This is a genomic window from Algoriphagus aquimarinus, from assembly GCF_900112005.1.
Classification (GTDB): Bacteria; Bacteroidota; Bacteroidia; order Cytophagales; family Cyclobacteriaceae; genus Algoriphagus; species Algoriphagus aquimarinus.
Genome location: NZ_FOKK01000006.1, coordinates 298,614 through 311,180 on the forward strand (window position 1 = coordinate 298,614; position 12,567 = coordinate 311,180).

The 12,567-nt window shown below is 40.3% G+C and carries 13 protein-coding genes; 5 read left to right on the top strand and 8 right to left on the bottom strand.

From position 1 onward, the window contains the following. Window positions 1-302: 302 nt before the first annotated feature. On the top strand, window positions 303-1,097 hold the full coding sequence (locus BM291_RS10390) for an alpha/beta fold hydrolase (RefSeq protein ID WP_092897053.1): 795 nt from the start codon (window positions 303-305) through the stop codon (window positions 1,095-1,097). Between the two features lie 63 nt (window positions 1,098-1,160). Further along, a complete protein-coding gene (locus BM291_RS10395; protein ID WP_092897056.1) occupies window positions 1,161-1,469 on the top strand; it encodes a hypothetical protein in 309 nt (102 codons plus the stop codon). Window positions 1,470-1,670: 201 nt separating this feature from the next. Here BM291_RS10395 and BM291_RS10400 read toward each other — a convergent pair whose 3' ends face one another. Next, window positions 1,671-2,870, bottom strand: coding sequence for a cystathionine gamma-synthase (locus tag BM291_RS10400; protein ID WP_262481215.1), 1,200 nt, complete (start codon window positions 2,868-2,870; stop codon window positions 1,671-1,673). Window positions 2,871-2,944: 74 nt separating this feature from the next. Here BM291_RS10400 and BM291_RS10405 point away from each other — a divergent pair, with 74 nt between their 5' ends. Then, window positions 2,945-3,640, top strand: a complete 696-nt coding sequence (locus BM291_RS10405; RefSeq protein ID WP_175499679.1) for a VTT domain-containing protein — start codon at window positions 2,945-2,947, stop codon at window positions 3,638-3,640. A gap of 140 nt (window positions 3,641-3,780) precedes the next feature. Here BM291_RS10405 and BM291_RS10410 read toward each other — a convergent pair whose 3' ends face one another. From BM291_RS10410 to BM291_RS10440, 7 genes are all read right to left on the bottom strand, one after another. Further along, window positions 3,781-4,410, bottom strand: a complete 630-nt coding sequence (locus BM291_RS10410) for a flavin reductase family protein (RefSeq protein WP_092897063.1) — start codon at window positions 4,408-4,410, stop codon at window positions 3,781-3,783. A gap of 180 nt (window positions 4,411-4,590) precedes the next feature. After that, window positions 4,591-4,854 (bottom strand): TIGR03643 family protein, encoded by a 264-nt coding sequence (locus BM291_RS10415; protein ID WP_092897065.1) that lies wholly within the window; start codon window positions 4,852-4,854, stop codon window positions 4,591-4,593. 304 nt (window positions 4,855-5,158) lie between these two features. Continuing rightward, window positions 5,159-5,896, bottom strand: a complete 738-nt coding sequence (locus BM291_RS10420) for a DUF3667 domain-containing protein (RefSeq protein ID WP_092897067.1) — start codon at window positions 5,894-5,896, stop codon at window positions 5,159-5,161. A gap of 237 nt (window positions 5,897-6,133) precedes the next feature. Then, on the bottom strand, window positions 6,134-7,369 hold the full coding sequence (locus tag BM291_RS10425) for a serine hydrolase domain-containing protein (RefSeq protein WP_092897069.1): 1,236 nt from the start codon (window positions 7,367-7,369) through the stop codon (window positions 6,134-6,136). 438 nt (window positions 7,370-7,807) lie between these two features. Next, on the bottom strand, window positions 7,808-9,310 hold the full coding sequence (locus tag BM291_RS10430; RefSeq protein WP_092897071.1) for an alkaline phosphatase D family protein: 1,503 nt from the start codon (window positions 9,308-9,310) through the stop codon (window positions 7,808-7,810). A 358-nt stretch (window positions 9,311-9,668) separates the two neighbouring features. Next, window positions 9,669-10,499: a sugar phosphate isomerase/epimerase family protein gene (locus tag BM291_RS10435; protein ID WP_092897073.1), complete on the bottom strand. Its 831-nt coding sequence runs from the start codon at window positions 10,497-10,499 to the stop codon at window positions 9,669-9,671. A gap of 106 nt (window positions 10,500-10,605) precedes the next feature. Beyond that, on the bottom strand, window positions 10,606-10,935 hold the full coding sequence (locus BM291_RS10440; RefSeq protein WP_092897075.1) for a hypothetical protein: 330 nt from the start codon (window positions 10,933-10,935) through the stop codon (window positions 10,606-10,608). Between the two features lie 453 nt (window positions 10,936-11,388). On the opposite strand from BM291_RS10440, the gene BM291_RS10445 reads away from it, so the two are divergent. Next, a complete protein-coding gene (locus BM291_RS10445) occupies window positions 11,389-12,171 on the top strand; it encodes an alpha/beta hydrolase (RefSeq protein WP_394333450.1) in 783 nt (260 codons plus the stop codon). A 211-nt stretch (window positions 12,172-12,382) separates the two neighbouring features. Beyond that, the coding region (locus tag BM291_RS22585; RefSeq protein WP_455423277.1) for an IS1/IS1595 family N-terminal zinc-binding domain-containing protein at window positions 12,383-12,567 on the top strand (185 nt) is incomplete at its 3' end.

Below are 12,567 nucleotides of genomic sequence, written 5' to 3' on the forward strand. Positions count from 1 at the left end.
TTTTAACCAATTCCAAATATTGCGTCTTATTGAAAGTAAGTAAAATAACATCTTCAACTACCTAAAGAAAAGTCTCCAATACAGCTAAAAAACTGATCTATAAGACAGAGAGTTGCTACTATAATCTCCCTAAAGCCGCGCCTATAGTGGATCTGAGCTGCAAGGATTCCAGAGTGTGCGGATTAGGCCAGCGAAAACCAAAACCTTTATTGAAATCTATAGTTAGGCAAGGGGAAATAGCCATCTTTAAAGGAATGATTATTGTATTTTTAAGTATTAAAATGATAAACCCTTAAGATTTTATGACAAGTGTATTGAAAAGAAACAATGTAACAGTCATAGGCGAGGGAAGCAAAGTGCTAATGTTTGGCCACGGATTCGGATGTGATCAGAATGCCTGGAAGCATATTAAAAACTTTTTCATTAAAGATTACAAGCTTGTTTTTCTTGATTTTGTTGGAGCTGGGAAATCTGATTTGGCATCCTACGATCCCCAGAAATATGCCTCTTTAGATGGCTATGTGACGGATATTATAGAGATATGCGATGTGCTGGAGTTAAGAAATGCAATATTTATTGGGCACTCGGTAAGCTGTATGATAGGGGCTTTAGCATCCATAAAGAGACCGGATGTTTTTGAAAAACTTATCTTCATCGCTCCATCTCCCTGCTATATAAGTTCAGGAGATTACACAGGAGGATTTGATCAGGAAACGATAGACTCATTACTTGAGGTGATGGAAGAAGATTATATCAGCTGGGCCAGATCGATCGCTCCAGATATAATGGATGCTCACAATGGGGAAGAACTTACCAGTGAATTATCGACTAGCTTTTGTGCGATTGACCCGCTAATAGCTAAGCAATTCGCTAGAGTGACTTTTTTGTCAGATAATAGAAAAGATCTTCCTTTAATTCCTGTTGAAAGCCTAACGATTCAATGTTCTGATGACATGATAGCACCAGTGTCTGTGGGGCAATACATAAATGCAAATACCAGAAACAATACATTAACAGTTTTAGAAGCGCATGGCCATTGTCCTCATATGAGTCATCCAGCTGAAACCGTTCATGCTATAAATGCTTTTTTGCAGTAAGTCTAAGTGTAGTTAAAAACAGGATATTTCGTACCTTAAGAAACAGACCAAAATTGAACCAGTATGCAGCCGGATAACAATCAAGAGAATACAAAAACGAATAGCAAACTTACCCCAGAGCTATATGACAAGTTTGCACCACCAGTTTATGGCAAAATATTAAGCATCGTTCATCAAGGTCCAATAGCAGGAAAAGTACTGGAAAAAGTCTTTGTCTCAGCTTATACAAAGGATGAAACTTTCCCTTTACGAAGTCCCTTAATGTCCTTGATTGATCTGGCTCAAGAAAGAAGTCGCAAAACAGTCAAAGCACTTACTATTTTCCGTGAATGTTGCTCAGGAGCTAGCATTAGCATAACTGATAAAAAATAACACACTATAATTTTTTGAAACAGCTGCCATCTTTTTGTTTGCAAAATTGACGATGGCGAATTGCTACTATCCTTCCTGTGGTGGAAACAATTATATTCCCCTTTCTTAAAGCCAAGTTCTATATCATACAGCACCATTTGTTATAAAAAACAGCCGCCCTTGTTTCCAAAAGCGGCTGGTTGATATTATAGTAATTAGCTTTTAAATCTTCGTAAGGGCATTTGCTAGATCATTTTTCAAATCTTCAGCATCTTCTACACCTACGCTCAATCGGATCAAAGAATCTACCAAACCTACTTTCTCCCGCTCTTCTTTGGGGATACTTGCATGGGTCATGGATGCTGGGTGTCCACACAGGGATTCTACTCCACCAAGAGATTCTGCTAGCGCAAAAATTTGAAAGCTTTCCATCACCTTTCTCGCATCAGATTCTTTATTGCCCACTAGGGTAAAGGAGATCATTCCTCCGTAATCGCGCATTTGCTTTACAGCGATGTCATGATTTGGATGATCCTCGAAGCCTGGCCAGTACACTTTCTCTACTTTCGGGTGATTTTTCAAGTAAGCTGCGATGGTTTTGCCATTTTGAGAATGGCGCTCCATTCTTAGGTGGAGGGTTTTGATTCCTCTTATGACTAAGAAACAGTCCTGAGGACCTGGAGTAGCTCCGGTAGCATTTTGGATGAATGCCAGCCTTTGCGCAAGCTCATCATCATTTACCACCAAAGCTCCCATCACCACGTCGGAGTGCCCGCCCAGGTATTTGGTTACGGAGTGCATCACGATATCTGCACCCAGATTCAATGGGTTTTGCAGGTAAGGAGAGGCAAAGGTGTTGTCCACAGCAAGAATGATCTTGGTACCCGTGCTTAGTTTTGCCACCGCTGCGATATCGATGATATTCATCATAGGATTGGTAGGCGTCTCTACCCAGATCATTTTCGTGTTTTCCGTAATATGATCTGCGATGCTCGCCGCATCCGACATGGGCACAAACTTGAATTTGATGCCGTATCGCTCGTATACTTTGGTAAATAGACGGTAAGACCCGCCATACAGATCATTGGTACTGATGATCTCATCACCTGGGTTGAAAAGTTTGATCACCGCATCTATAGCTCCCAAACCTGAAGAAAAGCATATGCCATGCTTGCCGTTTTCCAGTGCTGCCAAGTTATTTTGCAAAGCAGTACGGGTAGGATTGTGAGTACGGGAATACTCATATCCTTTATGATCACCTGGCGAATTTTGCACATAAGTGGACGTCTGGTAGATCGGAGTCATGATCGCGCCGGTGGCGGGATCCGGCTCTATTCCGGCGTGTATGGCTTTTGTTCCGAATTTCATTCGTAATTGGTTTAGACTGTTTTGGCTTCTAAGAAAAAGAAAACCTTTTTGGATTTTCGGGGTGATTTTAGGCTTTGCATGTTAAACTTGCAGACATTCCTAGTGAATCAATGGTTGATAACTCAAATATGACAAAAAAGGGCAGGATTTTCAAAACTATCCGCGCGTACTTCGGCAAGCACCCCTCAGGCATATTTGCATGGCTTTGGGTGACGCTGATGCCCTTTGTTGGAAGTGTGATTTTTGCCGCGAATTATGATTTTCTGGATGATTACCAGCTTTATACTGCCTTGGATTACTTCATCTACACGGTGATTGGGGCTTTGCTTATGGGCTTGGCGCTTCTTCCCACTACCTTGATTGCCTTAGCTTCTGGTTTCTATTTCGGCTGGGTTTCTTTGCCATTTTTGATTCTCGGCTATTCCCTGGCCTCTATACTTGGATATGTGCTGGGCAAACTGACCAACATGGGCCTGACGGAAAAATTGTTCAAGAAAAACCCAAAGTTTCATGAAGCGCTGGAGGCTCGTAAAGGGAAAGAAGGCTCGCTGGTATTCTTTGTTCGAATTTCCCCTATAGTCCCTTTTGCTATTTCCAACTTCCTCTTTGCCAATCTGAATATTAAGCTGTGGAAGGTGTTGGTATACGGCATCCCCGGAATGCTTACCCGCACCGTACTCGCATTCGCTGCTGGAGTTCTTGCAAGTTCTTATCTGGCTGCCAAAGAATCTATGAATAGCCCCTTGCAATGGGGGATTGGCATTGCGTTGCTCATTATTGGTGTGGCGGGGATTTATGGATATGTGAAGAAATCTAGGAAATAATCAATAGACAATATGATCATCAGCAAGGAGGACAGTCACCAAAATTTCTTTGCTTACCCAGCAGGAAGACCGATGACCGAAGCGGCCTAAATGCTAGTGTTTATCCTATCCTTCAAGCCGAATAGGCAAGTCCGCTTTCTTCATTCGAAATCCGGGATTTCTTCTTCTCTGACGTATGGAAAAGAAGCCAATCTTGTTAATCCATAATAGGTGTTCAGGCCGGAAATCCCGATGCCGGAAGAATGCTGCAGATCCAACTGTCCTAAGTTATTTATAGCTTCATCAGGAAGGACAAGCATCTCCACGGAACCGATCACAAATAGGCATCCGTTGGGCAAGGGAATACTTTCCAGATGTTTCATCCCAATTTTTACTGGGCTGTCTTTTACAAAAGGAGCATGGAAACCAGCGATAAACTCCTTTTCCAATTTCATCCTATCAAATTCAGATTCTCCTTTTTTCAGTTTGGCGGAGGTGTAATGTGCTTTTTCAATAAATGATTCAGACACATGATTGATCGTGTAAAACTCAGTTTCCAAGATATTGGGATAGGTATCTCTAGGGATTTCAGATTGAGGTCGCATGATAAATGCCAGCTGCGCAGGGCTTGATCCCAGATGCACCACAGATGAAAAAATCGCCACGTTGTCTTTCCCATCCTTGGATTTCGTGCCAATCAAATTGGCTGGTTTTACACCTGAAAGCGAATTGATCAGATTCAGTTTATAGGTGCGCTCCAGTTTTTCTATTTCATCTTTTTGTAAGTGCATTTTTGATCACAGCTATTGTTATGTTTTATCGTGGATTATAAGATATCAGAAATCCGAATTTTATGTCTTCAGACGAATTAAAATATTATGCTCGTGGTTTTTCGCCTTACGCTAGTTCATAGGATTAATGGCTCTAATCCTCTTTTCAATCCAAAGTAAAATGCGTGGTGAAAATGTCCACTAGGAAATCTTATTTAGGGAAATACTTCTCTGCCTGCTGCATTTGAATCTGTCTATATCAGCATGTCTTTTTTTCAGATGCTTCTGACTTACCCCAGAGTTGACTCGCTTTCGACACATTTTGAAAGAACTTTCTTTCAGCTCCCTTCGCATAAGTTTGATCACTTCTGCCTCAGCAAGCCCAAATTGATTTTCTATAGCTTCGAAGGGAGTTCTGTCCTCCCAAGCCATTTCTATAATTCTGTCTAGTTCTCGCTCTGTCATTAGTATTGATCTTTTTCAATGGAAATTTCTCCCATTGAATTGGTTCGTTTTACTAATTGTAAAGAAGTTTTAGAGCATAATTGTTTTGAATGGAGTGGCTAATAACTTTTAAAAAAAAAGTTAAAAGATTGTATTGCTCATCCGCCTATTTTGAAAATATGTATATCCGCTTTTCTACCAGTAAAGAGGGAAAAGCAATCTAGAATTTGTTCAAATTTATAATTGAGGTCACTTCGGTCTTCAGTCATCGGTCTTCCGACCAGATAAGCAAAGAATCTAAGGCAACTGGCATCATTGCGGATAATCACATTTGAAAAAATAAATCTATCAAATGACCTATCAGTAACACTCCAATTGAAAACGTGATCAAACCTAATAGGTAGGCGAAAAATGCTTTCAAATAGCTTGCGAACTTCTTTCCATCAAAAAACTGCCCAATCGCCCAAGTAGAATATATAAAGAAAAGCATACCTCCAAACTGCAAAACCTTGAGGTCAGTCAATCCCTGAACTGCACCAAAAACAGCCAGAATTATCATTCCAATCCCCATTACGAAACATAAAAGAATCAGGATTTCATAGAAGTTATAGGGGTGTTTTCTAAACAGTAGCTTCGTCCACAAGGCAATAAAAACTCCCATGATTAAGTTGCCGTAGCCATAGTTGTTCTGAACCCATTCAAACATAACCGTTGCAGTGGAATAGGTGGAATTATCATAATAGACGTATCCGTCTTCAAACTTCAGCAATCCTCTTAATACTGAATAAAGCAAGGAACTTATGATGATGAAAATCACAGGTTTCACCAATCGATTTCTATCCTCAGCAATGAACTTTCTGACAGTCAGTCCAGGTCTGATCAGCAACTCTTTGATCGTGTATAATATGCCCCTGTCAAAATTCAAGACACTAGTCACTTCATTGGCGATATATCTCCCATCAATTCGCCTCAATTCTGCAGCGTTCCCACAGTTGGTGCAGAAGTTTCCGCTGATTTCCAGCTCACACTTTTTGCAATAGTTTAAAGAATTCTGATTATCCATGTGGTCAAATAGGTGGTAGGTTTAGTAGAATATGTGAATGTAGGGGTGTTGGATGGTGAAAGATGTAAGTGACAAGTAAAAAGTATCAAGAATTTAGAATTCGCTACATCGGTCACCTGACAAAAGGAGTAATAGCCTAGTACTTCCAATCCTATTTAAAAAAACGGTGTAAGTCACACTTACACCGTAATTGTTAATAACCTTTTCAAGCAGCATTAAGAATCTGAATGCAACTATTTAATCCAAGCTACTAAGAAAGGTTTCGTAGGCTTTTGTCATAAGGTCTTCACCTTGGCTTCCAATCGGAGAGTTGACAAAAATGACCATTTCATATCCTCCAGGGAGAAAAGCGGCCACACACTGCTCAGTTCTTGAACTATTTGCCCACCTTCCATTTTTTGAATACCATTTTCCAGCGGGAGTCTCTACATCCCAATCCAATCCTAAAGAATTTTCCAATAGATATTCTGCTTGAGTGGAAGTAAGTATGGTCCCCTTTCTTTTGACGTGATGCATTACTTGGAGAACCTCGTTAATAGATAGTCTCCAAGCTGCACCTCCACTCATTGAACCTAATTTGCCAGAATCCCAGCCTTTTGCAGTAGTCGCTGGAAATTTATAGGCTATCGCATCGATCAGCGGCCTAGGGTTAAAGCCCGCTGAAGCGACGCCTGCTGGGGTCAGTACTTTCTTCTGCACATAATCCTTGTATTCAGCGATGGAAAAGGCATCCCACAAAACATCGATATTGATTCCCAATTGAGTTAGCTCCTTGTAGTCCTCGTTTTTGGAGATGTCTCCATTAATGATCGGTATTAGGATTCTACATAAGCCAAAATTCATATTGGCATATTTACCTTTGCCCAGACTTACATCACCGGTAAGCGCTACACCATTTTTTACCATCGATTTCATGGTGGAGAAATCGGACTTCGAATCTCCTGTATTAAAACCTGAAGTATGGTTTAGCAAATGTCGGAATGTAATCTGCGAAACGTTCGGGCCCTTCGTCCAGTAGGATGGCAGATAGCTGTGAATCAAGGCGTCTACTGAAATCCCTTTATCTAGGAGAAGATTGTAGATCGCGATACCTGTGATCATTTTGCTCACACTGGCGATGTGCATTCTCGTATCTAGTGTCCATCCTTTTCCTCCATCGGCATGGGTTCTTGACCAGTTCCAAATAATGGTCTGATGGGGAGCACCGTTCTTTCGGATTTGAAATGCGTATCCAACTACTTTATCCTTCATCGCCTCATGGAATTTTTCGACGAATTTGGTAGAGTTAAATTTCTTTAGGATCTCAGCTTTTTTGACGACAACTCTTTTGGGTTTGTCAACTTGAAGCTCCAAGCCCTCATCTGATTCTACATGCAACAGATTTGAAGGCGCAATTTTATGCGCCTTCAGTTCGCTTTCTGTGATTTTTAATCGCGAGAAAGTCTTCTCACTCGCTTGAATGATCTTTTTCATTTTGATTATGATTTAGTTAAAAATTATTCCCTCTCAATAAAAATTTAGGGAAACTAGGTACAGTAAATTGTAGGTAAAATTAACGGAGTTGAATCCGTACCATCGATCATCGAATTACGCAAGGTAATGCTCCGTATTGACCTGATTTTCAGTCGAAATCTGGAATAAATCTAGTAAAAGTAAATGTCAAAAAAAATACCCAACTAGTCTGATACTAAACCTGTTGTATGTCCTAAAAAGTGGAATAGGGGTATGATTGAAATGATAGAAAAGTTTAGATACATCTGAGCAATCAACAGACTACAGCCAGTGAACTCGATGCTTGGATTTGATTAGAGCAGGATATGGATGTCTAACTACAAATTCCACCTAGCTCAAGGTCAAGACTAGCCTCAGAAGGGGCCGGAGCAAAAACCTATCGAACTAAGCAAAAACCAACTACTTATTTTGAGGAATCAATTGATCATAGGAGAGGACATGCTCTTCCATGATACTTCCATATTCATCGATCAATCTAAAAGTTACCTGAGGAGAACTCCCCTCGATAGTAAAGGTGAACTCGCCAAAAGCCTTTAATCCCAAACCCAGATATCCGAACAATTGCTTGGAAGAATCCTTAGCGATCGCTTCTGGGCCAGGAACTCCTCCTAAGGATGCTGGTCCAAATTCGTAGAACTCAAATCCCGGATTTCTAGGGATGGTGAAACTTCTTGCACCATGGCGATCTCCACTTAGTAAGAGCACACCAGGGATGTTTTCTGTTTCTATCAATTGATATATCTCTTCCCTAGCCAGCGTGTCCCAAGTTCCCCAAGAATCCTTTCCTTCAGAGATGTAATCACTCCACATCGTCCCGCTTGTGATCAGCTTGTACGGAGCGCTGGATTTTGCCAGCACATCCTTTAGCCATTTGAGTTGGGCTGCGCCCAAATAGGAATTGTATTCACCTCTTCTGTCGTTCTCACGAAAAGAACGGGTATCCAGCATGATTACCTCTACAGCGCCTATTTGCGTATTGAAATAGATTCCTGCTGCATCATTCTCTGGATTATTCCAGTTTTCGCTCCAAAGTTTCCGTAACGCCTCTCTATCCTCATTGCTGACTCCTTCCGGAAGACCGCTGAGGTCATTATTGAGATAATCATGATCATCCCAAGCGGCGTATAAGGGAACATTTGCACTAAGTTTTTTCCAAGGCTGCGAAACATCCCGAAGCAAGTAATCAGCTCTATGCATGCTCAGCTTAGTATCTCTATCATCCACAGCAAGGTCTCCGAGTAGCAGCATCGCGATTGGATTTCTCTCTAAAATAGCGTCCATCAAGTTAGGATTGTGCAGACCTATTTTATGAAAATCTGAAGCAAAAGCTAGTCGTAACTCGCTTGTTTCTTCGGTTTTTGAGGTGGTTTGGAAAGTGCCTTCCGCTACTTCAGAACCTTGAACTTTTACACTATAGGAATACTTCGTCGCTGATGACAAATTCCCTAAGACGATTCGCTCAGCTTGTCCGGCCACGCTGGGATTAAAAATATATAGCTTTGTTTCTTTACCAGCTAAATCAGCTATTTCAATTTCAATCAGATTTATACTTGCTGGTCTAAACCAGATAGTTACGCTATTCTCTTTTAAATCACCCAACATCGGGCCTGAAATCAAAGGAATGCCATTTTTGACAGCAACTGCTACAATTCTCTCGTCTGTAAAATCAACTTCATTCTCCTCAAATACCGACCTAGCTTCCAAATAAAACTTTCTAATATTCTCAGGTAATCTCACATAACTATCGAGCAGCAAACTGTCAATTTCCAACGTTCCCTTGTGTGCTTGCGGTAAAGTGACGTCATGCCTTACCGGTATGGAATCAGTTCTTTGTGCAAAAGTGGCAGTACTAAAAAGACTGACGATAAGGGTAACTAAGCTGGATACTTTCTTAAATCTCATTGAGAGTGGGTTATCAGGGGTAATGAAAAAGTTAAATTACAGTTTTAGCGGGTGGCAAAAAAGTGGTTTTATACCCTTGTGATTCAAAAGAAAGGTTGCATGGTCTAAGATTGATTTACAAAATCTAATTAATAGAGGAGTAGGATCGAGCGTTTAAACCAGCTTTAGAGAAGATGTTTAGCGAGTGACAAGAATGCAGGGTTGGCAAATTACACCTAGCCAAAAGCCTAGACTACGCTCGGTGGGGGCAGCATTTCATTTGTTCTCGTATAAAAATTGTTTTTTAAAATTCTAAAAATAAAAGGCTGAACTCTTTCGAATTCAGCCTTTTATACAACAAAAATATTGTATTTAACTATTATTTAGTGGCTTCTATAACACCTCTAAAATAACCCACAGATTCGGCAATTCCCATAAATGGATTGTCCATGTTTCTTTCGTGTTCCAGAGCGCAAACACCTGTGTAATCAACTTTTCTAATCATTTTCACTAGTGAAGGAAAATCGATTACACCACGGCCAACTTCAAGTGAATAACCCAATTTAGTTGGTGCTGTTACATCCTTTATGTGCATATCGAAAACGCGGGTGTGGTATTTTTCAAGGTCGGCCACAGCGTCTTTACCGTTGCGTGTATCGTGACCAACGTCCAAGCACATTCCAATTCTAGGATCGAGGTCTTTTGTGTGGTTCCAAACATCTTCGGCATCTGGAAAGATTTTAATATCCGGTCCGTGTAAATGAATGGCAAATTTAAAATCATACTCCTTTACTTTTTTATCCACATAAGGAAGCAGCTCAACATTGGGAACGCCAACAATCAGCTTTACGCCAACTCTTTTTGCATAGTCAAAAGCCCTGTCAATTTCCTCCTCGGTTTTCATATAAATAGGACCAACTGCGTAACCTACTACATCATTGGCTTTCAGTTTTGCATGAAAAGCATCAATTTCCTCATCGCTACTCGTCATTGGCAAATGGAAATCCTTGATGCATAAATAATGTACATCTACAGCTTTTAATGTTTCAAGTGCTTTGTCGAGATCGAATTTCGCGAAGGTGAAACCCGCTATTCCTACTTTAAAACTTTCACCAGTTTCAGGAGGTAGCTGAGGTCCTGGTCTGGTTTCCTGTGCGTTGCAAACCGAAACTGTGAGTGCAAACAATAACGTCAATACTTTTAATTTCATTTCTACTTTATTTTAGGATTTTGTCGCATTTAAGTTAGCGATTATAAACGAACCTGCCTCCCGGCCTGGCAAACTAAACCTTATTACTTCCACGATTAGAATATGCTCAGACAGGGGTATTGAGCTTGTTTTTGCTAGCCTCACTAGTCTTTATCTCCCCAAATTTCTTGGTGATTTCCTTCCCATAAATGGGTTGAACAAATTGTTTTCCTTTCAGATATGATTTTGCTACATATAAGTCTAAAGAAGAAATTGCGATCTGTATGTGTTCCAACTCCTGTTCGTCCTTGGCCAAAAGCCGTACTTCGTAGCCCTTTTTATGTTTTTGAGATCCAAGTTTTGCAACCTTTACCTCATCTTTAATTCTGAGATTTCCATTCCGTAGAAATATTTCTTTCAAAAATTTGAAAGCCAACGATTTTGACATTTTCTTCATATAGACTCTAGGTTGAAAATAGTGGGTAGTCACTTAATATAAAATCTTTTATGTGTATTCGCTTGAATGCACGTACCAAAATAATATTTTGAATCCTTTCCCTTTAAGCCAAAATTGACCGGAGGCTGAGCGCCGGTTGGTGAGCTCGTCGAACCAAGTCGAAGCCTGATTGAACATACGTGCAGAGGTCCGAAGACACATAAAATCTTTAAACCTAATTAAAAAAACAAAAATTGACCATCGGAAAATCTGCACGACCGCAAAAAAAGTAAAGGTTATTATACATTCACCTTTATGGTAGATTAATGAATTCATAGTTTTTTGTTCAAAAAATCAAACAGCTACTCAAATCCAAATTCCCTACCCGATATGAAAAAATACACACTTGCTTTATCCTTCTGTTTATTGTTTTCAATAATTGCTTTTGCACAAGACAGTAAGGTTTTTGACCAAATGACAATGCAGAGTAAAATCCTCAATATGGAGCGCAAATATGCGATCTATCTGCCACCCGGATATGAGACCTCGCAGCGCTCTTACCCTGTCTTGTATCTCCTTCATGGAGCCGGAGATGATCAGACAGGTTGGGTGCAGTTTGGAGAAGTCCAACATATCGCTGACAAAGCCATCTTGGAAGGGAAATCCACATCCATGATCATTGTCATGCCCGATGCCAATACCGGTAAGCGGGGTTACTTTAATGATATCAACAATGAATGGCGATATGAAGATTTCTTTTTTGAGGAACTAATGCCTGAGGTAGAAAAAAAGTACCGAATCAAATCTGAGAAAAAGTATAGGGCAATAGCTGGATTGTCCATGGGAGGCGGTGGCACATTTTTCTATGCCATGCACCGCCCTGACTTATTTTCTTCAGCTTGCCCCTTAAGTGCAGCATTGAGGAATTCCACTTTTGAAGAATTCAATCAAGGACTTCAAACCAATAAAACTCAGGTAAAAAATACTGATAACCTCCAAGGCTATTATGACCGGCATTCCGCACTAAGGCAAATCGAATTGAATGAAGTGGAAGCGATGAAATCGGTAAAATGGTATTTTGATTGTGGGGATGATGATTTCCTTTATGAAGGAAATAGCCTAGTACATATCGCAATGAAGAAAAGAGATATCCCCCATGAGTTCAGAATAAGGGATGGAGCTCATAATTGGACCTATTGGAGAACATCCCTTCCCGAAGTGTTATCATTTGTATCAGATACCTTTCGTCAGAAATAGGCATTAGGTAGATCTAGAACTGTCCTTGTAGGGGTAATTCGTGCTGTTTGAGTCTGTGGATATAATGGTCAAAAATAGTTGGTAAAACCCGTGTAATTAACTGGTATATAATTATTTACGAGAACCTTATTGAAATGCGTTTCAATAAGGTTCTTTTGTTTTATGAAAACTTCAAAAAAAGCGTTGTTGGGCATGTGGCTTTTTAGACTCAATTAAATGGGGAAAACAAGGAGGGAAGCAGCGATATAAATGTAAAAACTGTGGCATTCTTTTTACGGCATCTAATACCGGAGTAGCAGACTCCAATCGGTTTATCTGGTTTTACAAATGGGTAGTAGGAAGAAGGACTTTGGATCAGTTAGTGATGGAGAGTGGCTACAGTAAACGGACCTTACA

Coding starts and splice junctions, on each gene's coding strand:
- BM291_RS10425 (WP_092897069.1), bottom strand. CDS start 7,369: ATGAAAAAGATCATTCAAGCGAGTGAGAAGACTTTCTCGCGATTAAAA.
- BM291_RS10395 (WP_092897056.1), top strand. CDS start 1,161: ATGCAGCCGGATAACAATCAAGAGAATACAAAAACGAATAGCAAACTT.
- BM291_RS10420 (WP_092897067.1), bottom strand. CDS start 5,896: ATGGATAATCAGAATTCTTTAAACTATTGCAAAAAGTGTGAGCTGGAA.
- BM291_RS10430 (WP_092897071.1), bottom strand. CDS start 9,310: ATGAGATTTAAGAAAGTATCCAGCTTAGTTACCCTTATCGTCAGTCTT.
- BM291_RS10390 (WP_092897053.1), top strand. CDS start 303: ATGACAAGTGTATTGAAAAGAAACAATGTAACAGTCATAGGCGAGGGA.
- BM291_RS10440 (WP_092897075.1), bottom strand. CDS start 10,935: ATGAAGAAAATGTCAAAATCGTTGGCTTTCAAATTTTTGAAAGAAATA.
- BM291_RS10445 (WP_394333450.1), top strand. CDS start 11,389: ATGACAATGCAGAGTAAAATCCTCAATATGGAGCGCAAATATGCGATC.
- BM291_RS10435 (WP_092897073.1), bottom strand. CDS start 10,499: ATGAAATTAAAAGTATTGACGTTATTGTTTGCACTCACAGTTTCGGTT.
- BM291_RS10405 (WP_175499679.1), top strand. CDS start 2,945: ATGACAAAAAAGGGCAGGATTTTCAAAACTATCCGCGCGTACTTCGGC.
- BM291_RS10415 (WP_092897065.1), bottom strand. CDS start 4,854: ATGACAGAGCGAGAACTAGACAGAATTATAGAAATGGCTTGGGAGGAC.
- BM291_RS10410 (WP_092897063.1), bottom strand. CDS start 4,410: ATGCACTTACAAAAAGATGAAATAGAAAAACTGGAGCGCACCTATAAA.